Source organism: Maritalea porphyrae (genome assembly GCF_030159895.1).
Taxonomy (GTDB): Bacteria; Pseudomonadota; Alphaproteobacteria; order Rhizobiales; family Devosiaceae; genus Maritalea; species Maritalea porphyrae.
Genome location: NZ_BSNI01000002.1, coordinates 338,633 through 363,467, shown reverse-complemented (window position 1 = coordinate 363,467; position 24,835 = coordinate 338,633). Strand labels below are relative to the sequence as shown.

Genomic DNA, 24,835 nt, shown 5'->3' with positions numbered 1-24,835 from the left:
TCAAGTGCGCCATATAAGGCAACCAAGTGATAAAAATATAGGCATTGAGATGAGCGGCGACGCGGTTTCTTATTTGAAAATGAATGGTTTGGGCAATGATTTCGTGGTCATCGATGCGCGAAAACGTGCGCTCACATTCACTGATGATAGGGTGCGCTGGATCGCGGATCGAGAGCAAGGCGTTGGCTGTGATCAATTGATCATCATGGAAGTGCCCAAGGATGAAGAAGCCGATATCTATATGCGGATCTATAACGCTGAAGGCGGCGAAGTGGATGCTTGTGGTAACGCGACCCGTTGCATTGGCCATCTGATGGCTGAAGAGTTGGGGCGACCCAATGTGGTAATTGAAACCAATGCTGGTCTTTTGCGCTCTGTTAAAGATGGCGATCAGGTCACCGTCGATATGGGTGTGCCGCGCCTTCAATGGCAGCTAATTCCGTTGGCGGAGCAATTTGAAGATACGACTGGGATTGAGTTGCAAATTGGCCCGATTGATGCGCCAGTTTTGCATACCCCGTCGGTTGTGAATGTGGGTAATCCACATGCGATTTTCTGGGTTGATGATTTGGACGCGCATGATCTCAGCCTTGCTGGGCCGTTGCTTGAAAATCATCCAATTTTTCCAGAGCGGGCGAACATTTCTTTGGCACAGGTGATCTCTGAAGATCACATCAAGGTGCGCGTATGGGAGCGCGGCGCTGGATTGACCCAAGCATGTGGCACAGCGGCTTGTGCTGTAGGTGTTGCTGCGGTGCGCAAAGGCTTTGTTGAGGGCGAAGTTGATGTGGAATTGCCAGGTGGCATTTTAAAGATTGAATGGCGCGATAGCGACAAGCACATCATGATGACCGGACCATATGAAATTGAAGGCGAAGGGGAGTTGCCTGCAGATCTATTTGAAAGTGATGCTGCATGAGTGTCGAAACGCTAACATTTGGCTGTCGGCTCAACACATTTGAATCTGAAGTAATGAAAGATCAGGCCAAACAAGCGGGTTTGGATGATGTGATCATTGTCAATTCATGTGCGGTGACCCAAGAGGCTGTGCGCCAAACCCGCCAAGCGATCCGCAAAGCGCGCCGGGAAAACCCTGATGTCAAAATCATCGTTACTGGCTGCGCTGCGCAAACCGATGCGCAAAGCTTTGCCGATATGGGCGAAGTTGATTTGGTAATGGGCAATGCCGAAAAAATGAAAGCTGAGACCTATGAAGGGCTCAAGTTTGGCATTGGCGGCAATTCCAAAATTCTTGTCGACGACATTATGAGCGTCAAGGAAACGGCCGGGCACTTAATTGAGGGCATGGACGGGCGCGCGCGGGCGTTTGTGCAGGTGCAAAATGGCTGCGATCACCGCTGCACTTTTTGCATTATTCCTTATGGCCGCGGACCATCGCGCTCGGTGCCAATGGGCGTTGTGGTTGATCAGATCAAAAAGCTTGCGGACAATGATGTGGGCGAAGTGGTGCTCACTGGGGTGGATATCACCTCCTACGGCCCTGATTTGCCGGGCAAGCCTAGCTTGGGCAAATTGACACAGCAAATTCTGACTCATGTGCCGCAGCTTAAGCGCTTGCGCATATCCTCCATTGACAGCATCGAAGCTGATGACGCGCTGATGGAAGCCTTGCAAAGCGAACAGCGCTTGATGCCGCATCTGCACCTGTCGCTGCAATCTGGCGACAATATGATCTTGAAACGCATGAAGCGCCGGCATTTGCGCGAAGATACGATTGATTTCGTCAATCAAGCCCGCGCACTGCGCCCTGATATGGTTTTTGGTGCGGACATTATTGCAGGCTTTCCCACCGAAACGGATGAAATGTTCGCCAACTCAATGAAGATCATTGAAGAGTGCAACCTGACCTATTTGCATGTGTTTCCCTATTCGATTAGGCCGGGCACCCCAGCTGCAAAAATGCCGCAAGTGGACAAGCAGGTGGCCAAAGCGCGTGCGGCGAAATTGCGGGCAGCTGGCGAAAAACAGCATGAAAAGTTTTTGGGTCGGCAAATTGGCGAGACCCATTCGGTTTTGATTGAGCGCAATGGCATTGGGCGTACTGAGCAATTTGCGCCGATCATGATTGAGGGCACCGAGCCGGGCCAAATACTAGAAGCGCAAGTGACAGGCATTGGCGAACATGGACTTGTGGGATCACCGATCCAACAGGTAGCATAAGAGGATTTATGGCAGAGAAGAAACCAGGCTTTTTCGGCCGGCTATTTGGCAAAAAGGATGATCCTGCAACGGACAAGGCGGAAGAGGTTGCGCCTGAAGTCGTTGAGGATGCACCCGCCATTGATGCGGAAGCGCCCATTGATGAGCCAATTGATGCGCCTGTGGACCAGAAATCGATTGTCACAGAACCTGAAGAGCTAACAATCGTTCCAGAGCCAGAGGTGTCTGATGTGCCGCCGTCGCAGGCTGCGCCTGCTTCCCCGGCACCCCCGCCAGTTCCCACTGACGTTGGAGTAGAGGAAGCTCCGATTGTGAATGCTGCTGCAGATGCGGAGCCTCCAGAGCCAGAGCCAGAGCCAGAGCCAGAGCCAGAGCCAGAGCCGAAGAAGAACTGGTTCCAGCGGCTCACGTCGGGTCTTAAAAAATCATCCGATCAGCTCACGGATAATATTGCGGCGGTTTTCACCAAGAAGAAGCTGGACGACGAGACACTCGAGCAACTTGAAGATGTGCTGATTCAAGCGGATCTGGGCATTGATACAGCTGTTGAAATTACCGAGCGGCTGGCCAAAGATCGTTTTGACAAAGAGATTTCGGTTGATGAAATCCGCCAAGTTTTGCGCGATGAGGTGGCAAAGGTTCTAGAGCCTGTGGCGCAACCTCTAATGCTTGACGGTGGCCATAGTCCGCATGTGATCTTGATGGTTGGGGTCAATGGTTCGGGCAAAACCACAACGATAGGCAAATTGACCGCGAAACTGACCGCTGAGGGCAAGAAGGTTGTGTTGGCGGCCGGTGATACGTTCCGGGCCGCGGCCGTCGAGCAACTTCAGGTATGGGGTGAGCGTTCAAATGTTGAGGTGATCACCCGGCCAACCGGGGCGGACGCGTCTGGTTTGGCGTTTGACGCGGTGACAGAAGCCAAAGCACAAGGCGCTGACGTGTTGATTATCGATACGGCAGGGCGCTTGCAGAACCGTGATGAATTGATGGCGGAATTGGAAAAGATCATCCGCGTGATCAAAAAGATCGACGAAACAGCGCCGCACACCACATTGCTGACCTTGGATGCGACCACAGGGCAAAATGCGCTCAATCAAGTGGAAATCTTTGGAAAACGGGCGAATGTTAGCGGTTTGGTAATGACAAAACTAGATGGAACCGCCCGTGGCGGCATTCTGGTGGCGATCGCGAAGAAATATAAACTTCCTGTGCATTTTATTGGTGTAGGTGAATCTATTGGTGATCTTGAACCGTTCGCGGCGCAAGATTTTGCCGAGGCAATAGCGGGGGCAAGCGACGTCACCTAGAAACGGTACTTGAGGAGAGGGCAGATGATCGACCGACACCAGATGGAAAAATGTGTGTATGTGCTGCCCAATTTCGCGCCACCCAATATTGCGGAAACACTGAAATCAATTGCTGAAAGCGATCACGCTTTTTTACCCGCTGACATTTATGGGCAAGGCGGCGCCTGCGAAGAAGTGGCGACGCGGCTTAAAAAGATGTTTGATAAGCCGGCAGCGCGGTTCTGTGTAAAAGGCATGATCGCTCAAATGGCGGTGTTGCGCGCTGTTACCGAATTTACCGGCAACAACCGCGTCGTGGTGCATCGTGCATCTCATCTGGATTATGATGAGATGGAAGCGGTTGAGATTTTGCACCCCATTCAGTTTTTACGAGCGGGCAATCACCACCACCCCTTTACGGTTGATGATTTGGACGCGCTGGGCGAAAAGCCAGCAGCAGTGTGTGTTGAACTGCCCTTGCGTCGCGCAAGCTATCGGCTGATGCCGTTTGCTGAATTGCAGAAAATCTCCACCTGGTGCCACGTGCATGATGTGCATTTGCACATTGATGGGGCGCGGATTTTTGGTGCGGCAGCGGCCTATGGCAAAAAGTTCAGTGAAATTGCGATGCTGTGCGACAGCATCTATGTTTCATTTTACAAAGAACTCAAAGGCTTAGGCGGTTGCGGCATTGTCGGCAGCAAAGCGTTGATGGATGCGGTTGAAGTTTGGGTGACCCGAATGGGTGGCGAACTGCCATTCCAATTCCCATATGCCATTTCAGCGCTGATGGGCATGGATAAGCATTTGGGCGAAATCCCGCATTACGTGGCCGCAGCGCGGACTATTGCGATGTTGATCAACCAAATTCCAGACGTCACCACGTCACCCGAAGTGCCGCACACAAGTGGCTTCCAAGTGCACATTAAGGGCGACCGCAAAAAAATAGAAAAAGCGCTCAAGCACATGATTGAATATGAGCGCATTTGGATCGCAGGCGGGGTGATGGAAACCGCGTTTGATCATGTATATGGCTTTGACGTAGAGATCGGCGAAAGTGCAATGGCACTGGCGCCGGAGCGCTGGGCGTTCTATATCGAGAAGCTAACGCAATTGATGCGTGAAGATTAGGGAAATTATGAGCGACACCAAACAGCAGCCAGAAGAAGTAAACTGGGACGAACTTAAACCTCAATTGATCAAACTGGCGCTAGAACTTGGGCCATTGGTTTTGTTTTTCTTCGTCAATGCGCGCGGAAAAGATTTTTTGGCTGGGTTCCCTATTCTTGAGACTTGGTTTGGCCCTCAGCCTATTATCTTCGCGACAGCAGTGTTTATGTTGGCGATGAGCATTTCACTGCTTCTGAGCTGGCTTTTGCTCAAGCGCGTCGCGGTTATGCCGCTGGTGACGGGCGTTGTCGTTCTGGTTTTCGGCGGACTTACCTTGTGGTTGCAGGATGATACGTTCATCAAGCTTAAGCCCACAATTGTGAATATGCTGTTTGGCTCTGTGCTGCTTGGCGGTTTGCTGTTCGGCCAAAGCCTTCTCAAATATGTGTTTGGTGATGTTTATAAGCTCAAAGCTGAGGGTTGGCGCATTCTAACATGGCGCTGGACCATCTTCTTTTTTGTGCTCGCCGCGATCAACGAGATCGTGTGGCGGAACTTTTCAACCGACTTTTGGGTCGCGTTTAAAGTTTGGGGCATCATGCCTTTGACGTTGGTATTCTCGTTCGCATTGGTGGTGCCAATTTTGACGAAATATGCGCCTGAAGCCGAATAAGTTTTAGGTGTTTGAAAGGGCTTCCAACGTTTTTTCAATCGCCGGGACCACGTCCTTTTGAAAGCTTTGGGCGTTGATCGGGCCGGTGTGTTTATAAACGATCTTGCCGCTCTGGTTGACCAAGTAGCTTTCGGGTACCCCATATACGCCCCAATCTAGGCTAACGCGACGGTTGCGGTCTGCGCCGATCGCGTCATAGGGGTTACCCAGTTCGGCCAAGAAGGCACGCGCATTCTCGGGCTGGTCGTTATAGTTTATCCCGTAAATTTTCACGTCACCGCGTTTGGCCAGCTCAATCAAGAACTCATGCTCGTCGCGGCACGGTACGCACCAGCTGGCAAACACATTCACCAAGGTGACTTGACCAATTAGATCTTTGGTTGAAAAACCTGATTGATTGTGGCCCTCAATCGGCCCGAGTTCAAATTGTGGCGCGTCTTTGTTTAACAGTGCTGAGGGCAGCAGGTTTGGGTCCTCGTTGATTTGGCTGGCAAATAGCGCGAACAGGCCACCGGCAAGGACAAGCGGCACCAAATAGATCCAGATACGCTTCATTTCTTGTTCTCTTCAGATCGGCGGCGTAGGCCCTTAGCTTCTAGATCGGCAAGCCGTTTTTCTTGCACGTGATAGTCGCGATTGACCAAGATCACCAATGCGCCAACCAAGGCGCAAGTGACCAGATAGGAGCCCAGAATAAATTCAAAATGCTGGCTGATATCGATCATGATTGTTGTTCCCGCAAACGTTGGGCATTTCGGCGCTCAAGGGCGCGGACGCGGCGGCGCAGTATTTCAGCGCGCATCGAAATGAAGTGCAACAGCAAAAACAAAAATGAAAAGCCAAAGAACATCACAAATAAGGGCAGCAATATCGACATGGGCATGGTTGGTCCATCAGGTCGAAATACGCTTGCTGGTTGATGGAGGGTGTTCCACCATTCAACCGAGAATTTGATGATGGGAATATTGATCGCGCCGACAAGTGTGATCACGGCAATGATGCGCCCGGCGCGGGCCTGATCTTCAAAAGTGCGCCACAAAGCGATGATGCCGAGATAGATGAACAGCATGACCAAAGTTGATGTCATGCGCCCGTCCCATTCCCAAAAAGTGCCCCAAGTGGGCGCGCCCCAAAGTGCGCCGGTGGCGAGGGCAACCGCTGTAAAAGTCGCGCCCAAGGGGGCGGCAGCTTTTGCGGAAACGTCGGCCAGCGGATGCCGCCAAACAAGGGAACCAACAGAGGCGACAACCATCACCGCATAGCAAAACTGCGATAGCCAGGCGTTGGGCACATGCACATACATGATGCGTACTGTGTCGCCTTGTTGGTAGTCAGCGGGCGAGTTGAAGAACGCCAAATAGGTGCCGAACGCCAACAGCACCACGGTGATGATGGTCAAGGGCGTTAGCCAATATTTTGACCATTGCAAAAAGTATCCCGGATGCGCGATGCGGGAGAAAAAGCCCAAATCTTGAGGCGTTGGTTCAATAGATGCGTTTTTTGACATATATACTCTTTACTCGGCTCCCATTTTAAGCGCAAGCGCTGTCGCAAAGGGGGTGAACACCAATGCCAATAGCGTAAAACCAGCTAAGAACAGCAGTGCAGAACTAGACGCTGTTTCAATTGCACCGGTTGAGAGGGCACTTACCCCAAAAATCAGCGTGGGGATGGAAAGTGGCAAAATAAGGATTGGGGCGATCAGACCGCCGCGCTTTATTGTCACGGTAACCGCTGCGCCAATTGCGCCAAAACACACCAGTGCGGGGGTGCCGATCAATAGGGTGAAAATCACTTTGATGGTTTGGCTAGCATCCAAGTTGAGCAAAATCGCCAATAGGGGCGTTGCAATAATCAATGGCGCTGCATTGGTCAGCCAGTGGGCGATTAGCTTGGCGAGCACAATCATTTCGAGCGGCAGATGGGCTTGTCGCATGGCGATGAGTGAGCCGTCTTCGTGGTCGGTGCGGAACAAGCGATCAAGCGCGAGCAGCAGTGACAGAAGCGCCGAAATCCAAATGATGGCGGGTCCGAGTTTCATCAGCAGCACTTTGTCTGGCCCAATCGCAAAGGGCATGATGGCGCCAACCATAATGTAAAACAGCACGACGGTCAGCGCATCACCGCCAATGCGGGTGGCGAGTTTGATGTCGCGCAAGACAACAGCCCAAAACGCCTTCATGCTGCTGCTCCGTTGATCATCACTGTTTTGATTTTGTCCGCTGGCACGTGCGGAATATCAAGGTGCGTTGCGGCAATGACGATGCCGCCTTTCTTGGCGTGTTCAGCAATTAAATGTCCAACCCATGCATCGCCTTGTTTATCAAGCGCGGAAGTTGGCTCGTCCAAAATCCAAATCGGGCGTTCAGCGACCAGTAAACGAGCCAGTGCCAAACGCCGTGTTTGACCGGCGGACAAAATTGAAGCGTCGCTATCGGCAATTGGATGCAGTCCCGCTGCGTCGATGGCATTGTCGACATCATTGGACCCGCCATAAAGGTCAGCCCAAAACTGCAAGTTCTCGCGTACGGTGAGGGTGGTTTTCACCCCGGGCACATGCCCGATCACATGGATTAGTTCGCGGGGCGAGCGTTCTTCGTCATCCAGTTCAATATCGATGATGCCATGGGTAGGGTGCAGTGCGCCGTGCAGGGCTGCAAGGCAGGTGGATTTGCCTGCGCCATTGGGGCCGCGCAACAAAACAACTTCACCGGGGTTTGCATCGAAGGAAACATCCTCAAAAATAACAAAGCCGCCGCGCGAAACTGACAATTCGCGCACCTTTACGGATGTCTTTTCAACGATTTGTGAGCTCTCTATCATGGTGCAGTGATATTGGAATAGACTACGCACTGGCAAGAGAAGATTATATTCACTATATATCGGCGTGAGCACCACCGTGGGGACAGCGGTGTTCGTTTCATGCTTTTTGACCAAAAGTGAAACGAGATGCTTTTGGTCAGAGCCAGTTCGAAATTCGAATAGATAGGCAGTTGACGTGACAAATAGCTCATTGAACAGTTTTAACGCCAAGCAAACGCTTAAAGTTGGCGACAAAAATTACACATATTTTTCCCTTCCGGAAGCTGAGAAAAACGGGCTTGCAGGGATATCCAAGCTTCCCAATTCTTTAAAGGTGGTGTTGGAAAACCTGTTGCGCTTTGAAGATGGCCGCACGGTGACAAAAGAAGACATTCTTGCGTGCGCAGATTGGCTTAAAACCAAATCATCTGCGCAAGAGATTTCTTATCGTCCAGCCCGTGTATTGATGCAGGATTTTACAGGCGTACCCGCAGTTGTGGATTTGGCTGCAATGCGCGATGCGACAGCAAAGCTTGGCGCAGATCCGCAAAAGATCAATCCGCAAGTCCCAGTTGACTTGGTGATTGACCACTCGGTGATGGTTGATTTTTTCGGCACCGGCAATGCCTTTACGCAAAATGTGGAGCGCGAATATGAGCGCAATGGCGAGCGCTATGAGTTTTTGCGCTGGGGCCAAGAAGCATTTGATAACTTCCGCGTGGTGCCACCGGGCACCGGTATTTGCCACCAAGTGAACCTTGAATATTTAGCCCAGACCGTTTGGACCAAGGAAGAGAATGGGGAAACCATTGCCTATCCAGACACGTTGGTGGGCACCGATAGTCACACCACCATGATCAATGGCTTGTCCGTTCTGGGGTGGGGTGTTGGCGGCATCGAAGCGGAAGCGGCAATGCTTGGGCAACCGATTTCGATGCTGATCCCTGAAGTGATTGGCTTTAAGCTTGAAGGCAATATGCGCGATGGGATCACCGCCACTGACTTGGTGCTTAAGGTTGTTGAGATGCTGCGTGAACGCGGCGTTGTTGGCAAGTTCGTTGAGTTCTTTGGCCCCGGGCTCGATAATCTAACGTTGGAAGATCAAGCCACCATTGCCAATATGGCACCTGAATATGGTGCGACTTGCGGCTTTTTCCCGGTCGACGATGACACGCTTGATTATTTGCGCACATCTGGGCGCGAAGAAGAGCGGGTGGCACTGGTTGAAGCCTATTCAAAGGCGCAAGGCATGTTCCGCGACGGATCAACCGTTGATGCGGAATATACAGACACGCTTTATCTCGACCTAGATGAAGTGGTGCCGTCAATTTCTGGACCGAAACGTCCGCAAGATCGGATCAATCTTGACGAGGCGAAGCCGAAATTTGTGGCCGCGCTTGCAGATGAATTTGGCAAAACAGATCAACCCAAAGCAGCTGTCGAAGGTAAGGATTTTTCCATCACCCATGGTGATGTGGTGATTGCAGCGATTACCTCTTGCACCAATACGTCAAACCCGGCGGTTTTGGTTGCCGCCGGATTGGTGGCGCGCAAAGCGCGGGCGCTTGGTTTGGAAGTGAAACCTTGGGTGAAAACATCTCTTGCACCGGGCTCGCAAGTAGTGACGGATTATCTCACCTCATCTGGTTTGCAAGATGATCTGGATGCGCTTGGCTTTAATCTTGTGGGCTATGGCTGCACCACTTGTATTGGCAATTCAGGTCCTTTGCCGCCTGAGATTTCAAAAGCGGTCAATGAACATGATTTGGTGGCATGCTCGGTCTTGTCCGGCAACCGGAACTTTGAGGGCCGGGTGAACCCAGATGTTAAAGCCAACTATTTGGCGTCACCGCCATTGGTTGTAGCCTATGCGCTGGCGGGCAATATGAGTTTGGATATCACAACAGAAGCATTGGGCAATGATGCCGACGGCAATCCAGTCTATTTGAAAGACTTGTGGCCAACGAGCGAAGAAATCAAACAAATTGTACGTGAAAACGTCACGCCAGAAATGTTCAACAAACGCTATTCCGATGTCTTTAAAGGCGATGCGGGTTGGCGCGACATTAAGGTTGAAGGTGGCGAAACCTATGCGTGGAATTCATCTTCCACCTATGTCCAAAACCCGCCATATTTTGAGGGTCTGACCAAAGAGCCAGCGCCGGTTCAGGACGTGAAAAATGCGCGGATTTTGAGCCTGTTTGGTGACAGCATTACAACTGACCATATTTCGCCTGCGGGATCGTTTAAATCGGACACGCCAGCGGGCAAATATTTGCTGGAACGGCAAGTTGGGGTGAAAGACTTTAACTCCTATGGCTCGCGACGCGGCAATCATGAAATTATGATGCGCGGCACGTTTGCCAATATTCGGATCAAGAACCAAATGGTGCCTGGTGTGGAAGGCGGTTTCACAAAAGACCCATCTGGGGAAGTCGCCGCCATGTATGATGCGGCGATGGCCTATGCCGACCAAGGCACGCCATTGGTGGTGTTTGGCGGCAAAGAATATGGCACAGGTTCATCTCGAGATTGGGCGGCGAAAGGTACGATTTTGCTTGGTGTTCGCGCGGTGATTGTTGAAAGCTTTGAACGTATTCACCGCTCAAACCTTGTGGGCATGGGCGTGTTGCCGTTGCAGTTCAAAGATGGTGCAAGTTGGACCTCTTTGGGCCTTACCGGCGATGAGGAAATCAGCATTGAAGGCTTAGCGGATATAACACCGCGTTGTGATGTCACCGTGAAAGTGAAGTCCCCTAACGGTTCTGATAGGAGCTTTGAAGCGCTTTGCCGGATCGATACGGAGGACGAGCTCGACTATTACCGCAATGGCGGCATTTTGCACTATGTATTGCGCAATTTGGTGAGCTAATAGTATTGCCAATTGAATTGAGAGCGCGGCGACTAGGCCGCGCTCTTTTGTTTTTGGGGCTTTAGGCTGAACCCCAATTGATAGGTCTGGTTCAACTTTTCTTTGAGTTGCTTTTCGTTCATGGTGCGCATTGGCGAAATATGGGTAAACCGAATTGGCTTTAGGCCGATGAATTTTAGGATTTGATTCTTCATCAATTGCGTTTGCGCGCTGTGATAGCCAATCTTGTAAAACCAATTCGGCGTGTCTGAGGTCATAATCACCTCCGCCGTTTTGCCCTTAAGGTGCCCAACAGGGAAGGCGTTGCCCTGCTCATAACTATAGGCCTTGCCGGACACCAATAGGCGATCAAAAAGCAGTTTCAGTTCCCCAGGCATTGATCCCCACCATAAGGGGTGGGCGATAACGATATGGTCAGCTTCCAACATATGTTGCCACAGACGATCAAGGTCACTGGACCAGCTTTCGTGTGAAGGCTTTGGAGCGACAGGGTCGTGCCCGATTTCAAGCTGATGCAACATCATAAGGGATGTTTGATGGCCAGCCGCCTGTGCGCCTTCAACATAGGCCTTGCTCAGCTGTTCAGTGAAACTGTTTGGGCGCGGATGGCCGGATAGAACTAGAATATTGGTCACAAAATTCTCCATAAATTGACCGTGGTCAACTTTATATAATGCACTTTTTGACTGCGGTCAATTGTGCTAAGGGTAAGTCATGAATATTCGTGTTGAAGGCAAACAAGAGCGGGCGCTCAAAACCCGCAAAGCAATCCAAAGTGCTTATGATCGGTTGGCGCTGACAAAGGCCTTCGACGAGATTTCGATTTCGGCGATTGCTATAGAAGCGGGCGTGGGGAAGGGCACAGTGCTGGCCCATTACAGCGAAAAATTAGCGCTGCCGGCGGCGTTGTTCGCTCAAAAACTGGATGAACTGTGCGACCACATTGCGCAAATGCCAGATGATATTTCCCCAAAGGAACTGATAGATCCACTTGTTCAGTTTCTGGACTTTGCATTTTCAGACGACGTTTATGGGCGCATTATGCTTTGGGATGGCCATGATATTTGTGAACGCATAATTGGTCCTGTTGAAGCGCGGTTCTATGCAGTAATTGCTGTGCACCTGCCGCCATCTAAAGACTTACGTACCGACCAGAAGCTTGAGATTTTGCGGGCATTTTTGGTTCACGCCATTGTTATGCATCGCGCTTGCCAAAGCGCAGAAGATACAAAAGACCAATTTGAAAACCTAATGCTTGCCACTTTGTTTTGATGTGTAAAGCCAGATGCTCACGAATTAGTCAGTTTGTGTGACTGGTGGTTGAAGACATATTCAATTATGACTTTTGCCATGATGAAGTTGATCTCAAAATTTGCTGGAGCGCTGGGGCTGGTTCTCACCAGCATTGCGCCGATTTCTGCCATGGACATTAAGGCAGAACCCGTTGCTGTGCTTGAGTTGTTTACCTCTCAGGGTTGTTCATCTTGTCCGCCTGCAGATGAAATTCTGGGCGAATTGGCAAAGGATAAGCGGTTTATCACACTCGCCTATCATGTAGATTATTGGAATTATATTGGCTGGGAAGACACGTTTAGCCAAAAAGCGCATTCTGATTTGCAGCGCCAATATGCCCGTGCGAATGGTGAGAAACGCATTTATACGCCTCAAATGATCATCAATGGTCGCACAGATGTGGTTGGGTCCTATCGCGATGAGATCGATAAGCTTACCGCGCAGGCTAGCCTCAATGTGAAAGTGGAAGTTGCCGAAGTTGGCGACATGCTTTCGATTAGTATTCCGCCGGCGGATATTGATCTAAAAGATGCGACGGTGTGGTTGGTGCCCTTTGTGGCAAATGCCAAGGTTGATATTGGCCGGGGCGAGAACCGAGGTCGATCAATCACCTATTCCTCAATTGTCAAAAACCGACAGCTTGTGGGCATGTGGATGCCGCAAAAAGGCGTTGAGTTGAGTTTGCCTGTGCCGCAAATGATGAATGATGAGATTAACGGCCTTGCGATTTTGGTGCAGGAGCGCACCGCTAAAGGCCTGCCCGGACGCATACTTGGCGCGGTTTCGATGCTGCGCTAAGCCGCTCTCAATCCAAAATTTTGACAAAAAAGAACCCCCAATTTGGAGCTTTGGGGGTTTTCGCATCTTTGATGCTGATTTTTGGGGGTCCGGCGCCTTGGAACTGCTCTTCGATTGGGGGCTAAAACAGTCCAAGGGCCGGGGTACTGGAGGCTATGATTAATAGATAGTGATGCTTTTCGGCGAGAAAAGGGGCGAATTGTGACGATTTAGAGGCTTTTTTATCCCTTGCCTTAACCAATATTTGGCGCAATCATGCGAAGATATAGATGTGCTGAGGAGGTTTGACTTTGACTGAACATTCGTTGCCAAAATCACCAGTGAAGTTAAAGCTGGTTCATTCAAGTGATGACGTTGTTAAAGCCAAACCTAAACCCATTCCCGAAATAGTTTCTTTTGACCGCAAAGAGCTTTCCGTTCTTCTAAATGTTTATGGTCGGCAAGTGGCCAATGGTGAATGGAAAGACTATGCGATTGATATGCTTAAAGATCGGGCGGTGTTTTCGATCTTTAAACGCGCAAGCGAAATGCCCGTCTTCCGGATCGAAAAAGACCCGAAATTGCGCAAGAAGCAGGGCATGTACCGTGTGCTCGGCCATGCGGGGCAAGTGCTAAAGCGCGGCCATGAATTGCATCAGGTGCTGCGCGTGCTCGATGGGAATATCGCTGCCGTACGCTAGGGTATTTTGGACAAAGATCGCTGCAGGATCGAAACGCCATGCCACTTGTTAAATTTGCGACCCACTTCAGGCAAATAGCCGACTTTTTTAAATCCGAACTTCTGATGTAATTTAATGGACGCCTTAGCGTCGTCCGCAATCATGGCGATCGCTAGGTGAAATTGCTCCGCTGCTTGCAACGCTTCAATTAAAGCATTCATCAATGCGCTGCCGACCCCTTGGCCTTGTGCCGCGGGGTCGACATAGATCGTGACTTCTGCCGAATGCTGATAGGCACGCTTTGGGCGGTATGAACTTGCATAGGCATAGCCAGCCAGCTTGTTGCTATCATTTGTGGCCACAAGCACGGGATAGCCATCGTGCAAAAGACCATGGAGCTTTTCAGCCATTTGGCTTTCGCTTGGCGGATCAAGATCAAAGGTGATGGCCGTGGTGCCCACATAATGGGCGTAGAGCGCGGTGATCTCAGATGTCTGAGATGTTCTGAACTGTGTGATCTGCATCGTTGGCTCCGACAACAAAGAAGGCTCCGCACAAATGTACGGAGCCTTCTTGGATTATTCAAAGCCAAAGTTTGGCTTTGCCTTACCTATTCGCGATTGCCGAACAAACGCAACAGCATGATGAATAGGTTGATGAAATCAAGGTACAAGGTCAAAGCACCCATGAGCATTTTCTTGCCCATTGCGTCAGCGCCATCACCCTCAAAATACATCATTTTGATTTTTTGCGTGTCATAGGCTGTAAGGCCGACAAACACCAACACACCGATTACTGAAATGGCGAAAGCCAAAGGACCAGAAGCGAGGAAGATGTTGACGATCGAAGCAATGATAATGCCGATCAAGCCCATCATCAAAAACGAGCCCATGCCGGTCAGGTCACGCTTAGTGGTATAGCCATAAAGGCTCATGGCACCAAATGTACCTGCGGTGATGAAGAACACACGCGCGATCGATTCACCTGTATATTGCAGGAAGATCGAAGATAGTGAGAGACCCATTGCAACCGCAAAGCCCCAAAAGACCATCTGCGCGGTCGCGAAGCGCATCTTGTTGATGCCAAAGCTAAGGCCGAACACAAAGGCCAAAGGCGCAAGAGCAACTACCCACTGCAAAGGCGAACCATAAAGTGTGACGCCCAATTGGGTGAGATAGTGGCTGCCCATTTGTGCAACCGCCGCATCCGGATTGGTTGTGGTGGTCAAAAAGGTCAGGAAATAGGCGACAACGCCGGTGATGCCGAGCGCGATACCCATATAGTTGTAGATGCCCAGCATGTAGCTGCGCAGGCCCTCGTCGATAACGGCCTGTGTGCCGCTCTGAGTGGCCGATGTTTGACGATCATATTGTGCCATTGATGATAACCTCTTTTATCAATTGCAGCGTTAAGGGAGCCCAAAGCTCATGCTTTGCGCCATTCGAGAGCTAATATGGCGATGGTTTGTGGAAAATACAAGGCGGTCGACATTAAATATTGTTGAGCGTGCTGAGCGGAAACCTAAATAAAACAATGTGTTGCGCAGCTTGTGGCGCATTGTCAGAAATTTGTGATGCGAATCATGGTATATTTTTGGCGCTGGGACTTGGATTTGGTTTCAGCTTTTAGTGGTCTACGTCACGAAGAGTGAGGTTTTATGCCGCGTTTATTTACTGGCTTGGAGATACCAAGCGATGTGTCATTTGCGCTTTCCTTAAAGCGCGGCGGGCTTGGCAAGTCTCGCTGGATTGACCCCTCCAACTACCACATTACACTGCGCTATATCGGTGATGTGGACAATCACACCGGAAATGCGATCGCGAATTGTTTGGATGAATTACGCGTCGAGCCGCCATTCACCGTCACGGTAAATCATCTTGGCGTTTTTGGGGGCAATAGGCCGCGCATCCTTTATGCGGGGCTTGAACCGTGTGATCAGTTGACCGCCCTGCATGAAATGCATGAGCGTGCGTTGCAGCGATTGGGTTTAAAGCCAGATGGGCGCAAATTTGTCCCCCACATCACATTGGCGAGGCTAAACGGCGAGAGCGCTGATGACATGGCCCGACATATACAATTGGCCGGTGCATTCTTTCCGCTCACCTTCACAGTTGATCAGTTTGTTTTGTATTCTGCAAAAGACTCTGTGGGCGGCGGACCATATTTGGTGGAAGAGCGCTACGACTTGGTGGCGTAGTTCTCAAGTTCAGTTCGCTTGCGCCAAAAGATGAAACCGACGATCAAGCCGCTCAAGGTCAGGGCTAAGCCGGCTTCTGACAAGATGTAGGCCGACCACTCGGTTTCTTGGAATAGTGGCGAGATATCTTGCAGGAATGAATTGTGTGTGGCGTGCAGCAGCACCGCCGTCCAAACACTGCCGGATTTGATGCGCAGCCAGTTGATGACGATGTTGACGCTGAAGGCGAGGATGGTGAAGCAGATCAGCCTAAACCACAAGGGGCTGTCGCCTGCATTATAATCGGCAAAGACAAAGATTGGCAGGTGAACCGCGACCCACACGATGCCAACCAGGGCTGAGGCGTGTGCAAAGCTCGTGAGTTTGCACAGTTGTGGCAGTAAGAAGCCGCGCCAGCCAATTTCTTCACCCATCACCAGAACACACAAAATCAGAATATTGACGAGGAAGAATTGCAGCACATCCACCGCGCCGAGCGTGCTCGTGGCGTGTGGGTCCAGCAACACCCAGCCAGCGGCAATCGAAATAAAATAGGGGATCGTGATGTAGAGAATGGGGATGGCGTAGGCCATTGCCAAATATTTCAGCTTTCCTAATCCCCAACCGAAATCTTTGATGCTTTTATGGACAGCAAAACTGACGGCCATCGCAAGAATCGCAGGCGAGAGCATCAGCACTAGGGCGTAAGGGATGTTTTGCGAAAGTCCTCGACCGTCAAGGATGATCAACGCGCTGAAGATACTGACAACGATTGCTTCCAAAATCAGGAAGATAATTACGGCTTGTTTGGTTCTGTTCATGGAAAACACCACCGATGGTTTGATGGTGTTGTTCTAGTTTAGGTGCCATTTGCGCGGATTGCGTTCGATCAATTTGATTGGCTTCTTTATGCGAAAAGCTATCGCTTTAGTTTTTGCAGCAGTCCATCGCTTGCCGCTTCGATTAGGTCGAGCACTTCTTCGAACCCTTGCGCGCCGCCATAGTAGGGATCGGGCACCTCGCGCGTGGCGCTGGGTTCATAATCCAAGAACATTTCAATTCGTGCATGTGGATTTTTTGGCGCAGCGCGAACTAGATCGTCAAAGTTCTGCAGGTCCATGGCCAAGATCAAATCAAAGTGATCGAAGTCTGTCGGGGCGACGGCGCGGGCGCGCAGCGGCGTCAGATCATAGCCGCGTTTTTTTGCGTGAGCGGTTGCACGCTTGTCTGGTGGGTTGCCCACATGCCAGGCGCCGGTGCCCGCGCTATCAATGATTAGGTCCTTGTGGCCGAGATTGATCGCACGCTTTGTGAACACAGCCTCTGCCGTGGGTGAACGACAAATGTTGCCAAGGCAAACAAACAGGATTGATCGGGTCAAACGGGCCTCGTTTTCGGGTTTTGTTAAGACTTCATTCACCTTGAAGGGTGAAACAAGGGAAAAGCTTTGGCAAGCGCCAAATTACTGCCCAATTCTGGGCTATGTTGGCATTTGTATAAAATGCTGCGGATTTTTGCAGCTTGGTAACTTCGTTGGCGGATAATGATGCGGGAAGCGGGTATTTTGAACAGGAACCCAAAAATGATGACGGCAAAAGATATGAAAAAGTTCGCAATGGCAGCTGGACTTGCTGCGCTCTCAACATTTGCAGTTGTAGGTAGCGCTGATGCAGCGACGAAGTTGGCAACACACAAATTCTGGACCGCTTGGACAGATAAAGATGCCAATGGAAAGATTTGTTATATTTCGGCAACGCCGAAAGACAGCCAGCCAACAAATGTGAAACGCGGTCCGATCCATTTTTTGGTAACGCACCGGATGGGCACTAAGGCAAAGAACGAAGTGGCGACGATGATCGGCTATCCTTATAAGGAAAAAGCTGAAGCTTCAGCCACGATTGATGGCAAAGCCTATCCAATGGTCACGGATCCGAAATTGGAAGCTGCGTGGCTTTATAAAGAGCATGAAACTGGTTTTGTTGAAGCCATGAAGCGCGGCACCGAAATGGTGGTACGCGGTATTTCTTCGCGTGGCACACGCACCACAGATACATATTCATTGTCAGGTGTAACCGCTGCGATGAATGAGATCGACAAGGCTTGCAACTAGAAATTGCTGCACTTTTATCGGTTTTGTGGTTTAGTGCCGCAAAACCGATTGTCCCGAACTAAGTCTGCTCGATTTATGATCCGTCTTCTCCTTAGAGTTTTTGTATCTGTTTGCTTGTTAGTGCTTGCACTGCTGCCACAAGCGGCAAGTGCGCAGTCGGTTCAATCTTTGGGCGAGTTTAAAGCTTGGTCAGCCTATTCAACGACCCGCTCGGCGACACCTTTTTGCTTCGTTCATTCAAAGCCTATTTCGGTTGAACCAGAGCTTGAGGGGCTTACCCAGCCATACTTTTATGTGACGCATCGTCCAAGCGCGGGCATTGCACATGAGATGAATTTGGTTGCTGGGTTTGAGTTTGGCACTGATAGCCTGGCCACCGCCAAAATTGGCGGATCTGAGTTTTCGATGTTCACGCAAGATGATGCAGCTTGGCTTGAAGATCCATCTCAGTCGTCAGAAATGGCGTCAGCCATGCGTCGCGGCACGAAGATGGAAATTGAAGGCATTAACAAACAGGGTGCGCGGGTTACGCTGACATTTTCTTTGTCCGGTGCGACCGCTTCCATGCGGAAAATTGATAGCGCTTGCAATCAATAGCAAAAAGCCAAAATTACACTATAATCTTGTTCAATTGGCACCATGTGTGATAGGTGGGCCAACTTGAATTTTTGAACGCGAATTGAGATGGGCCGGTTCTTGGCAAAAGAATAGGCCTTCGCGTAGCTGGTGAACTTTGATGAACGTTACCCTTGACTTGACCGCGGCAACGCCGGCGGCACCCAAAAAGCAATCGCTGATCGGCATGGATCGCGCGCAATTGAGCGAGGCCTTGGCGTCTCTTGGCTTGCCGGAAAAGCAAATCCGCATGCGGGTATCTCAATTGTGGAATTGGCTCTATGTGAACGGTGTCACAGACTTTGACGATATGCTCAATATCGCCAAGGGACTGCGCGAACAGCTCAAAGAGAGGTTCGTTCTTCATCGTCCGGAGATTGTTTCTGAACAGGTTTCAACCGATGGTACACGTAAATGGTTGTTTCGCTTCACTGATCCAGAGCAGCCCAATATGCCGCCAGTGGATGTTGAAACCGTCTATATTCCGGAAGAAGATCGCGGCACTTTGTGTGTGTCCTCGCAGGTGGGTTGCACACTTACCTGCACGTTTTGTCATACCGGCACACAGAAATTGGTGCGTAACCTAACCGCTGGTGAAATTGTTTCTCAGGTGCTTATGGCGCGTGAGCGTTTGGGCGATTTCCCAGGTGGCACTCGGCCAACGGACGGCGTTGTGCCAAAAGAGGGCCTGCGTGCCATTACCAATGTGGTGATGATGGGCATGGGCGAACCGCTTTATAATACGGAAAATGTGAAACGCGCTATGTTGTTAATGGCGGATGGCGATGGCATTTCGTTGTCCAAACGTCGGATTACACTTTCGACTTCTGGCGTTGTGCCTGCGATTGCCGAAATTGGTGAAGAGACTGGCGTTATGCTGGCTATTTCGCTGCATGCTGTGCGTGACGAATTGCGCGATATCTTGGTGCCGATCAACAAGAAGTATCCGCTTGAGGAATTGCTTGAGGCTTGCCGGAATTATCCGGGGCTGTCGAACGCAAGACGCATTACGTTTGAATATGTGATGCTTAAAGGGGTCAATGATTCAATTGCTGACGCCAAAGCACTGGTGAGATTGCTTGATGGCATTCCCGCAAAGATCAATCTTATTCCGTTTAACCCGTGGCCGGGTTCAGAATATGAATGTTCAAGCTGGGCGCAGATCGAAAAGTTTGCCGATGTGGTCAATATTGCTGGCTATGCGAGCCCTGTGCGGACGCCACGTGGTCGGGATATTTTTGCGGCTTGCGGACAGCTCAAATCCGAATCTGAACGGATGAAGAAAAAAGACCGCGACGCGCTGCAAGCTGCGCAATAGCGACCAACTAGCTTTGTTCAATAATCCATTGCCTGACGGTTGAAACGGCGGGCGATGAATTGTGATTTTTGCTGATCAGGTGAAACTTGATTTCGGTATTTAGGTCAAATTCTTTAGGCAGTGCGCGGACAAGCTGACCATTTTCAATGAGTTCAGTCACCAAGACCAATGGCACAAGCGCAATGCCCAGCCCGTTGATTGCCGCATCAATGGCGTGATTGGTTTGGCCAAAGTCGAGTGGTTTTGTGGGTAGTTTTTTGGCGAAGTTTTTCGCCCAGCGATCCCAAAGCCGATGCCCGTCATTAATCAGGGGGTTGCCGTCAAGCGCATCAGTTTCGTTAGGATTTTTTGGCGCAATTGATGGGCTCGCAACCGCAATAATGGTGTTGGACAAAATCGGTGTGACGTTGACGTCGCTGCTCGGTGTACCGCCCCAACGTATTGCAATATCAACGGCCTCAGGGCCGGTGAAACGCCTTAGCTTTTCACTTGCATCGATAGCGATCACAATGTCGGAATGTTCTAGATAGAAGCTAGACAGTTTGGGGATGAGCCACCGGCTGGCAATTGATGGGGTTGTGCTGACCGTTACTTGATTGGTGGTTGTGCGATCATGTTCGGCAAGGGTTGCTGTGGCTTGCGCAATCCGATCGAGCGCTGGTTCGATTTCAGCAAGATAATTCAAACAAGTCGGTGTTGGCCGCAGTCCGCGCGCCCATCTTTCAAACAGTTTAAACCCTAGCCGTTCTTCAAATTGCCTTACTGATTGGGCGACAGCGCCCTGGGTGACACCCAATTGCTCGGCTGCAGCGCTGAAACTGCCGGCATCGGCGGTGGCGCGCAGTGCGTTGAGGGTTTGAGTGCTGGGTGTGTTGATTGCCATGATCATCGAGCCGATAGAAAAACTACTATCTTGTTGCACGAAAACTGATTTGTGTCGAACAATCTAGGCTGTAATGGTGATAGAAATATTATTGACGGAGTCATATTATGATGGATCAAAAAGTAGCGCTTGTGGTCGGTGGAGGTTCTGGCATTGGGGCTGGGGCCGCAAAACATTTGGCGGCGCAGGGCTGGAGTGTCGGCATTCTTTCATCCTCGGGCAAGGGCGAAGCGTTGGCCAGTGAACTTGGCGGTATCGGTGTAACCGGCTCGAACCAAAATGTAAGCGATCTACAACGGCTGGTTGATGCGGCAATGGAAAAATGGGGCCGTACTGATGCGGTTGTTTCAAGTGCTGGGCATGGCCCAAAGGGCCCAATACTCGACATTTCAGATGACGATTGGCATGTGGGTATGGATGTCTATTTGATGAATGTGGTGCGCATCGCCAAGTTGGTCACACCGATTATGCAAAGCCAGGGTGGTGGCTCATTCGTCAATATTTCAACATACGCAACATTTGAGCCTGAAGCCTTGTTCCCAACGTCTGGGGTTTTCCGCGCGTCGTTGGCAGCCTTTTCAAAACTTTTCGCCGATAAATATGCGGCAGCGAACATTCGGATGAATAATGTGCTGCCCGGCTTCATAGATAGCTTGCCTGAAACTGAAGATCGTCGGGTCCGTATTCCGATGGGTCGCTATGGCAGGGTCGATGAGGTATCGGAGCTGGTCGGGTTTCTAGCGTCAGACAAATCTAGCTATATGACTGGGCAAAATATTCGCATTGATGGTGGGATAACCCGTTCGGTCTAGGCGTTGCCAATTTGTTGGTCACGCCATTGGGTGGGCGATAATTGGTGGTGTTTTTGCCAAGCGCGACGGAAATGTCGCGATGAACCAAAGCCCAGATCGCCCACTAAATGTTCGATATTGACCTTTTGCGCGCGCAAAGCGTTTTCGGCGATGGCAATCCGCAATCCATTTACATAGTCTGGCACGGACAGGCCTGTTTGGGCATTGAACAGTCGTGAGAAATGCCGGGCGCTCATATGGGCTTCGCGCGATAGGGTTTGCACATCCCAGTCTTTGGTTGGGTCGGCAGCGATTAGATCTTGGATGCGATGCACGGTTGGGTGCAAATGGCTGCGCCCTTGCACAAATGGCGAAAGTTGTGGCGCATCGCCATTGCGGCGCGCAAATACAACCATGTGTTTGGCAATATCAGCCGCTGCTGCAAGCCCAAGTTTTTTGCCCACAATATGCAGCATTAAGTCGGTGCCTGACGTGATGCCGGCGCTGGCGAACCGGTTGCGGTCCTCGGTGAAGAGACGGTTTTCTTCAATCCTGATGTGCGGGCTGATGCTGCGCAATTCGTCTAAGCATTCATGATGGGTGGTGCAGCGATAGCCATCAAATAGTCCAGCGTGCGCTGCCAGCAGAGCGCCGGAGCAGATGGTCAGCAAAGTTTGATCTTTGGTGACGATATTGCGCAGCCAAGAAATGATAGTTTGCTTGTCTTTTTCAATTTGCGCGCGTGATGGGGTGTCACCTGATCCCAATATGTCTGCGGTGGTGCCAGAGATCATCAGATAGCTTTTCGACGGCAGATATTTGGGCAATTTGCCGAGGCCCGAAACGGGCAGGCCGGCAGATGTCATCATCTCTGCGTGGGGCGCGATATATTCTACAGCAAAGACAAAGTCTGTTTGAATTTTGTTGGCGCGGCGCAGCACCTCAACCGGTCCGGCAAAATCCAACATCAACGGATTTGGGGCCAAGAGTATGAAGATTTTAATGTGCTGCGCCATGATCCTTAAGCCGAAAAATTGTTGATTGCTTCGTCCACGGAGCAAATGATGGCGAAGCGACCCGCAAGAACCGTTTCGGTGCGGTGTTTAATCTGATCTGCGGTGAGGGCTGAACCGTCTGGATGTTGCATATCGAAGGTGAGCGTTGCGTCGGTCACGTAATTGACCTTGTAGCCAATGTCCGATCCGTGACGGGTGGTGGTCTCACAGCATTGTTCGCTGCGAATGCCGCAGATAGTTATATGGTTGATGCCATGTTCTTTGAGCCAAATATCAAGCGTGGTGCCGGCAAAAGCGGAATGGCGATGTTTTTCAATTATTGTTGTTGGCTCGATTTCGATGGGGGCAAGGGTTTTGATATTGCCTGATGCTTTTGAAAATGCCCCGGTTGGTTCCACATGAAAAATTTGGACAATTGGGATGCCCGCATCCTTGGCGCCATTGATTAGCTTTTGGCAACTCTCAACAAAAACTGGAACGTATTTTTCCTGATAGTAATCCCGGTGTGGGAAGCTTTCTTGTACGTCGACAACAAGCAATGCGTGATTTGATTGGGACATGATCTGCCTTTCAACTTAGGTGAGTTGAATGCAGTTTTATCTATTTCTCAAGTCACATATATGTGATTTTGAGACGATGAAGGGACATTTTGCGCCATCGAGTTATGCGGGCTAGTCTTCGTTGTATATCCAATCAATATCGAAGCTGCCTTTGCCTTCGGGTGCAAGGATTGGCAGAAGCTGCGGGAAAATGATGTTGAGTTCATCAGGCAAGGTATATGGCGGATTGACCACAATCATGCCGGTGCCGTGCATTGTCGGCGGGTTGGTCGACTTGCCGATTTTAAACTCTGCACGCAGGACCTTTTTGATCCCGGTATTGTAGAGTTGGGTGGCAAATGTTTCGGCTTGAGCGACATCTTTAATCGGATACCACAAAGCGTATGTGCCCGTGCTGAAGCGTTTATGCGCTCTAAAGAGCCCTGATGCCATGCGGGTAAACTCTTGTGGCTTTTCAAATGGTGGGTCCACCAAAATCAATCCACGTTTTTCTTTTGGTGGCATGTGAGCGACAAGGGCTTGCCAGCCGTCTAGCTCAATCGCCTTTACCTGAATGTCGCCTTCAAAGTGCGATTTGAGTTTTATGGCATCTTTGGGATGTAACTCGGTTGCCGTGAGGCGGTCTTGCTCACGCAACAATTTGCGGGTCAGCAATGGTGAGCCAGGGTATTTCTTGAGTTCGTCAGACGGGTTCATTGCCCGCACCACATCCAAATATGGCTTGATCAATGCGTCCAACTCTTTTGAGCGGTCGGCATTAAGCAGGGCTTGGATGCCTTTTTGCCATTCAGGCGAACGCTGTGCTTCCTCACTGGTGAGGTCATAAAGGCCCGTGCCTGCGTGTGTGTCTAGCACGCGGAAAGCTTTGTCTTTCTTCTGCAGATAGCAGATGATCCGCGTTAGAATGATGTGCTTGATAACATCGGCAAAATTGCCAGCGTGGAAGGCGTGACGATAGTTCATAATTCGTATTAGTGCCTTGTTTGTGCGGTTAGAATAACCGCTGCGAAGCTAGCGAATATGGCGGCAAAGCCATAGTTCATGGCGCGGCCTACCCATTTTGATTTCGTCAATGCAATGGCGAGCCAGTCTGCACCAAATATCATCATGATCAAAAGCGGTAGTGAGATGATATTGAAAAGAATGCCTAGGCTAAAGAGCTTGTAGGCCGCATAAGGGTCGGCGCTTGAAACAAATTGCGGCAAAAACGTAATGAAAAACAGTACGATTTTGGGGTTCAGCAGATTGATGCCCAGCCCGGTTAGGTAGCTGTTTTTTAGCTTGGGTTTTGCACCATCATTTTTCTTCGCTAGAGCAAAGTTCTGTCCTGCACGCAGGGCGGAAATGGCGAGCCACAACAAATAGAGCGCGCCAACGATCTTTAGGGCGAAAAAGGCGATCGGCGCGGTTGTAATTAGAACCGACACGCCAAAGACCACGAGGGCTGTGTGAATCATGACCCCGGTGAGCGCGCCGAGCATCGCCATAATTCCATGCGCCTTGCCAAAATTGATGGCGCGGGACAGGAACAGCGCCATATCTGGTCCGGGCGTAATGGCGAGAATAATGGCGGCTGCGCTAAATGCCATCAGCATGGGCCATTCGGGCAAAAAGATGTGTAGTAGATCGTGCATTTTGACGTCCTTGTTGGCAATCAAGGCCACTGATTTGGCCATATGATCCAGCAAT

At 50.6% G+C, this 24,835-nt stretch carries 29 protein-coding genes; 14 read left to right on the top strand and 15 right to left on the bottom strand.

Translation table 11 applies throughout. From position 1 onward, the window contains the following. The first annotated feature begins 49 nt into the window (after positions 1-49). The 5 genes from dapF to QQL65_RS05260 are packed head-to-tail and all read left to right on the top strand — an operon-like array spanning position 50 to position 5,253. Complete coding sequence (gene dapF / locus QQL65_RS05280; protein WP_284362568.1) at positions 50-919, top strand: diaminopimelate epimerase; 870 nt, start codon at positions 50-52, stop codon at positions 917-919. Continuing rightward, positions 916-2,181: a tRNA (N(6)-L-threonylcarbamoyladenosine(37)-C(2))-methylthiotransferase MtaB gene (gene mtaB / locus QQL65_RS05275; RefSeq protein WP_284362565.1), complete on the top strand. Its 1,266-nt coding sequence runs from the start codon at positions 916-918 to the stop codon at positions 2,179-2,181. The genes dapF and mtaB overlap by 4 nt, the downstream gene beginning before the upstream one ends. An 8-nt stretch (positions 2,182-2,189) precedes the next feature. Continuing rightward, positions 2,190-3,491, top strand: a complete 1,302-nt coding sequence (gene ftsY / locus QQL65_RS05270; protein ID WP_284362562.1) for a signal recognition particle-docking protein FtsY — start codon at positions 2,190-2,192, stop codon at positions 3,489-3,491. A gap of 24 nt (positions 3,492-3,515) precedes the next feature. Then, positions 3,516-4,601 carry a threonine aldolase family protein gene (locus QQL65_RS05265; protein ID WP_284362560.1) on the top strand — a complete coding sequence of 362 codons (1,086 nt, stop codon included), beginning with the start codon at positions 3,516-3,518 and terminating at the stop codon, positions 4,599-4,601. A gap of 7 nt (positions 4,602-4,608) precedes the next feature. Beyond that, positions 4,609-5,253, top strand: coding sequence for a septation protein A (locus QQL65_RS05260; RefSeq protein WP_284362557.1), 645 nt, complete (start codon positions 4,609-4,611; stop codon positions 5,251-5,253). Between the two features lie 3 nt (positions 5,254-5,256). Here QQL65_RS05260 and QQL65_RS05255 read toward each other — a convergent pair whose 3' ends face one another. Genes QQL65_RS05255 through ccmA form a run of 5 tightly spaced genes read right to left on the bottom strand, consistent with a single transcriptional unit; the run spans position 5,257 to position 8,076 of the window. Next, positions 5,257-5,808 (bottom strand): DsbE family thiol:disulfide interchange protein, encoded by a 552-nt coding sequence (locus QQL65_RS05255; RefSeq protein ID WP_284362555.1) that lies wholly within the window; start codon positions 5,806-5,808, stop codon positions 5,257-5,259. After that, complete coding sequence (gene ccmD, locus QQL65_RS05250; protein WP_284362554.1) at positions 5,805-5,978, bottom strand: heme exporter protein CcmD; 174 nt, start codon at positions 5,976-5,978, stop codon at positions 5,805-5,807. The genes QQL65_RS05255 and ccmD overlap by 4 nt, the downstream gene beginning before the upstream one ends. Then, entirely contained in the window at positions 5,975-6,760 is a 786-nt protein-coding gene (locus QQL65_RS05245) for a heme ABC transporter permease (protein WP_284362553.1), read from the bottom strand. The genes ccmD and QQL65_RS05245 overlap by 4 nt, the downstream gene beginning before the upstream one ends. 9 nt (positions 6,761-6,769) lie before the next feature. Further along, entirely contained in the window at positions 6,770-7,435 is a 666-nt protein-coding gene (ccmB, locus tag QQL65_RS05240; RefSeq protein ID WP_284362551.1) for a heme exporter protein CcmB, read from the bottom strand. After that, positions 7,432-8,076 (bottom strand): heme ABC exporter ATP-binding protein CcmA, encoded by a 645-nt coding sequence (gene ccmA, locus QQL65_RS05235; RefSeq protein WP_284362549.1) that lies wholly within the window; start codon positions 8,074-8,076, stop codon positions 7,432-7,434. The genes ccmB and ccmA overlap by 4 nt, the downstream gene beginning before the upstream one ends. A gap of 175 nt (positions 8,077-8,251) precedes the next feature. Here ccmA and acnA point away from each other — a divergent pair, with 175 nt between their 5' ends. After that, the gene (gene acnA, locus QQL65_RS05230; RefSeq protein ID WP_284362547.1) at positions 8,252-10,927 is read left to right on the top strand and encodes an aconitate hydratase AcnA; all 2,676 of its coding nucleotides are present in this window, start codon (positions 8,252-8,254) and stop codon (positions 10,925-10,927) included. Positions 10,928-10,959: 32 nt separating this feature from the next. On the opposite strand, the gene QQL65_RS05225 is transcribed toward acnA, so the two are convergent. After that, positions 10,960-11,562, bottom strand: a complete 603-nt coding sequence (locus QQL65_RS05225) for an NAD(P)H-dependent oxidoreductase (RefSeq protein WP_284362545.1) — start codon at positions 11,560-11,562, stop codon at positions 10,960-10,962. Between the two features lie 79 nt (positions 11,563-11,641). Between QQL65_RS05225 and QQL65_RS05220 the strand changes: the two genes are divergently transcribed. The 3 genes from QQL65_RS05220 (at position 11,642) to QQL65_RS05210 (ending at position 13,698) form a co-directional block, all read left to right on the top strand. Further along, positions 11,642-12,199, top strand: coding sequence for a TetR/AcrR family transcriptional regulator (locus tag QQL65_RS05220; protein WP_284362544.1), 558 nt, complete (start codon positions 11,642-11,644; stop codon positions 12,197-12,199). 78 nt (positions 12,200-12,277) lie between these two features. Next, positions 12,278-13,018 carry a DUF1223 domain-containing protein gene (locus tag QQL65_RS05215; protein WP_284362541.1) on the top strand — a complete coding sequence of 247 codons (741 nt, stop codon included), beginning with the start codon at positions 12,278-12,280 and terminating at the stop codon, positions 13,016-13,018. Between the two features lie 332 nt (positions 13,019-13,350). Continuing rightward, positions 13,351-13,698 carry a DUF2794 domain-containing protein gene (locus QQL65_RS05210; protein WP_284366214.1) on the top strand — a complete coding sequence of 116 codons (348 nt, stop codon included), beginning with the start codon at positions 13,351-13,353 and terminating at the stop codon, positions 13,696-13,698. On the opposite strand, the gene QQL65_RS05205 is transcribed toward QQL65_RS05210, so the two are convergent. Both QQL65_RS05205 and QQL65_RS05200 read right to left on the bottom strand, forming a co-directional pair. Then, the gene (locus QQL65_RS05205; protein ID WP_284362539.1) at positions 13,695-14,201 is read right to left on the bottom strand and encodes a GNAT family N-acetyltransferase; all 507 of its coding nucleotides are present in this window, start codon (positions 14,199-14,201) and stop codon (positions 13,695-13,697) included. The two genes, QQL65_RS05210 and QQL65_RS05205, sit on opposite strands and share 4 nt — an antisense overlap. An 86-nt stretch (positions 14,202-14,287) precedes the next feature. Beyond that, positions 14,288-15,055 (bottom strand): Bax inhibitor-1/YccA family protein, encoded by a 768-nt coding sequence (locus tag QQL65_RS05200; RefSeq protein WP_284362537.1) that lies wholly within the window; start codon positions 15,053-15,055, stop codon positions 14,288-14,290. A gap of 279 nt (positions 15,056-15,334) precedes the next feature. Here QQL65_RS05200 and thpR point away from each other — a divergent pair, with 279 nt between their 5' ends. Next, the gene (gene thpR / locus QQL65_RS05195) at positions 15,335-15,874 is read left to right on the top strand and encodes an RNA 2',3'-cyclic phosphodiesterase (RefSeq protein WP_284362536.1); all 540 of its coding nucleotides are present in this window, start codon (positions 15,335-15,337) and stop codon (positions 15,872-15,874) included. Here thpR and QQL65_RS05190 read toward each other — a convergent pair. Next, positions 15,856-16,674: a CPBP family intramembrane glutamic endopeptidase gene (locus QQL65_RS05190; protein WP_284362534.1), complete on the bottom strand. Its 819-nt coding sequence runs from the start codon at positions 16,672-16,674 to the stop codon at positions 15,856-15,858. The genes thpR and QQL65_RS05190 overlap by 19 nt on opposite strands. Positions 16,675-16,772: 98 nt before the next feature. Further along, the gene (locus QQL65_RS05185) at positions 16,773-17,234 is read right to left on the bottom strand and encodes a low molecular weight protein-tyrosine-phosphatase (protein ID WP_284362532.1); all 462 of its coding nucleotides are present in this window, start codon (positions 17,232-17,234) and stop codon (positions 16,773-16,775) included. Between the two features lie 201 nt (positions 17,235-17,435). Between QQL65_RS05185 and QQL65_RS05180 the strand changes: the two genes are divergently transcribed. From QQL65_RS05180 to rlmN, 3 genes are all read left to right on the top strand, one after another. Beyond that, complete coding sequence (locus tag QQL65_RS05180; protein WP_284362531.1) at positions 17,436-17,963, top strand: invasion associated locus B family protein; 528 nt, start codon at positions 17,436-17,438, stop codon at positions 17,961-17,963. 75 nt (positions 17,964-18,038) lie between these two features. Next, the gene (locus QQL65_RS05175) at positions 18,039-18,560 is read left to right on the top strand and encodes an invasion associated locus B family protein (protein WP_284362530.1); all 522 of its coding nucleotides are present in this window, start codon (positions 18,039-18,041) and stop codon (positions 18,558-18,560) included. A gap of 139 nt (positions 18,561-18,699) precedes the next feature. Then, positions 18,700-19,896: a dual-specificity RNA methyltransferase RlmN gene (gene rlmN, locus QQL65_RS05170; protein WP_284362528.1), complete on the top strand. Its 1,197-nt coding sequence runs from the start codon at positions 18,700-18,702 to the stop codon at positions 19,894-19,896. Between the two features lie 7 nt (positions 19,897-19,903). Here the strand turns inward: rlmN and QQL65_RS05165 are convergent, their stop codons facing one another. Beyond that, positions 19,904-20,818, bottom strand: coding sequence for a LysR substrate-binding domain-containing protein (locus QQL65_RS05165; protein ID WP_284362526.1), 915 nt, complete (start codon positions 20,816-20,818; stop codon positions 19,904-19,906). Between the two features lie 68 nt (positions 20,819-20,886). On the opposite strand from QQL65_RS05165, the gene QQL65_RS05160 reads away from it, so the two are divergent. Beyond that, positions 20,887-21,591: an SDR family oxidoreductase gene (locus tag QQL65_RS05160; RefSeq protein ID WP_284362525.1), complete on the top strand. Its 705-nt coding sequence runs from the start codon at positions 20,887-20,889 to the stop codon at positions 21,589-21,591. On the opposite strand, the gene QQL65_RS05155 is transcribed toward QQL65_RS05160, so the two are convergent. The 4 genes from QQL65_RS05155 to QQL65_RS05140 form a co-directional block, all read right to left on the bottom strand. After that, positions 21,588-22,586: a GlxA family transcriptional regulator gene (locus tag QQL65_RS05155; protein ID WP_284362524.1), complete on the bottom strand. Its 999-nt coding sequence runs from the start codon at positions 22,584-22,586 to the stop codon at positions 21,588-21,590. The two genes, QQL65_RS05160 and QQL65_RS05155, sit on opposite strands and share 4 nt — an antisense overlap. A gap of 5 nt (positions 22,587-22,591) precedes the next feature. Beyond that, entirely contained in the window at positions 22,592-23,146 is a 555-nt protein-coding gene (locus QQL65_RS05150) for an isochorismatase family protein (RefSeq protein ID WP_284362522.1), read from the bottom strand. A gap of 111 nt (positions 23,147-23,257) precedes the next feature. Further along, positions 23,258-24,109 (bottom strand): 23S rRNA (adenine(2030)-N(6))-methyltransferase RlmJ, encoded by an 852-nt coding sequence (locus tag QQL65_RS05145; RefSeq protein WP_284362520.1) that lies wholly within the window; start codon positions 24,107-24,109, stop codon positions 23,258-23,260. Between the two features lie 8 nt (positions 24,110-24,117). After that, a complete protein-coding gene (locus QQL65_RS05140) occupies positions 24,118-24,780 on the bottom strand; it encodes a LysE family translocator (RefSeq protein ID WP_284362518.1) in 663 nt (220 codons plus the stop codon). Positions 24,781-24,835 lie beyond the last annotated feature (55 nt).

What these genes read in the sequence shown, in the direction of transcription:
- QQL65_RS05175 (WP_284362530.1), top strand. Translation starts at nt 18,039, where the DNA reads ATGATCCGTCTTCTCCTTAGAGTTTTTGTATCTGTTTGCTTGTTAGTG.
- mtaB (WP_284362565.1), top strand. Translation starts at nt 916, where the DNA reads ATGAGTGTCGAAACGCTAACATTTGGCTGTCGGCTCAACACATTTGAA.
- rlmN (WP_284362528.1), top strand. Translation starts at nt 18,700, where the DNA reads ATGAACGTTACCCTTGACTTGACCGCGGCAACGCCGGCGGCACCCAAA.
- QQL65_RS05150 (WP_284362522.1), bottom strand. Translation starts at nt 23,146, where the DNA reads ATGTCCCAATCAAATCACGCATTGCTTGTTGTCGACGTACAAGAAAGC.
- QQL65_RS05265 (WP_284362560.1), top strand. Translation starts at nt 3,516, where the DNA reads ATGATCGACCGACACCAGATGGAAAAATGTGTGTATGTGCTGCCCAAT.
- QQL65_RS05200 (WP_284362537.1), bottom strand. Translation starts at nt 15,055, where the DNA reads ATGGCACAATATGATCGTCAAACATCGGCCACTCAGAGCGGCACACAG.
- QQL65_RS05220 (WP_284362544.1), top strand. Translation starts at nt 11,642, where the DNA reads ATGAATATTCGTGTTGAAGGCAAACAAGAGCGGGCGCTCAAAACCCGC.
- QQL65_RS05215 (WP_284362541.1), top strand. Translation starts at nt 12,278, where the DNA reads ATGATGAAGTTGATCTCAAAATTTGCTGGAGCGCTGGGGCTGGTTCTC.
- QQL65_RS05145 (WP_284362520.1), bottom strand. Translation starts at nt 24,109, where the DNA reads ATGAACTATCGTCACGCCTTCCACGCTGGCAATTTTGCCGATGTTATC.
- QQL65_RS05140 (WP_284362518.1), bottom strand. Translation starts at nt 24,780, where the DNA reads ATGCACGATCTACTACACATCTTTTTGCCCGAATGGCCCATGCTGATG.
- QQL65_RS05260 (WP_284362557.1), top strand. Translation starts at nt 4,609, where the DNA reads ATGAGCGACACCAAACAGCAGCCAGAAGAAGTAAACTGGGACGAACTT.
- QQL65_RS05245 (WP_284362553.1), bottom strand. Translation starts at nt 6,760, where the DNA reads ATGTCAAAAAACGCATCTATTGAACCAACGCCTCAAGATTTGGGCTTT.
- QQL65_RS05155 (WP_284362524.1), bottom strand. Translation starts at nt 22,586, where the DNA reads ATGGCGCAGCACATTAAAATCTTCATACTCTTGGCCCCAAATCCGTTG.
- QQL65_RS05190 (WP_284362534.1), bottom strand. Translation starts at nt 16,674, where the DNA reads ATGAACAGAACCAAACAAGCCGTAATTATCTTCCTGATTTTGGAAGCA.
- thpR (WP_284362536.1), top strand. Translation starts at nt 15,335, where the DNA reads ATGCCGCGTTTATTTACTGGCTTGGAGATACCAAGCGATGTGTCATTT.
- dapF (WP_284362568.1), top strand. Translation starts at nt 50, where the DNA reads ATGAGCGGCGACGCGGTTTCTTATTTGAAAATGAATGGTTTGGGCAAT.
- QQL65_RS05160 (WP_284362525.1), top strand. Translation starts at nt 20,887, where the DNA reads ATGATGGATCAAAAAGTAGCGCTTGTGGTCGGTGGAGGTTCTGGCATT.
- ftsY (WP_284362562.1), top strand. Translation starts at nt 2,190, where the DNA reads ATGGCAGAGAAGAAACCAGGCTTTTTCGGCCGGCTATTTGGCAAAAAG.
- ccmA (WP_284362549.1), bottom strand. Translation starts at nt 8,076, where the DNA reads ATGATAGAGAGCTCACAAATCGTTGAAAAGACATCCGTAAAGGTGCGC.
- QQL65_RS05205 (WP_284362539.1), bottom strand. Translation starts at nt 14,201, where the DNA reads ATGCAGATCACACAGTTCAGAACATCTCAGACATCTGAGATCACCGCG.
- QQL65_RS05180 (WP_284362531.1), top strand. Translation starts at nt 17,436, where the DNA reads ATGATGACGGCAAAAGATATGAAAAAGTTCGCAATGGCAGCTGGACTT.
- ccmD (WP_284362554.1), bottom strand. Translation starts at nt 5,978, where the DNA reads ATGATCGATATCAGCCAGCATTTTGAATTTATTCTGGGCTCCTATCTG.
- QQL65_RS05255 (WP_284362555.1), bottom strand. Translation starts at nt 5,808, where the DNA reads ATGAAGCGTATCTGGATCTATTTGGTGCCGCTTGTCCTTGCCGGTGGC.
- ccmB (WP_284362551.1), bottom strand. Translation starts at nt 7,435, where the DNA reads ATGAAGGCGTTTTGGGCTGTTGTCTTGCGCGACATCAAACTCGCCACC.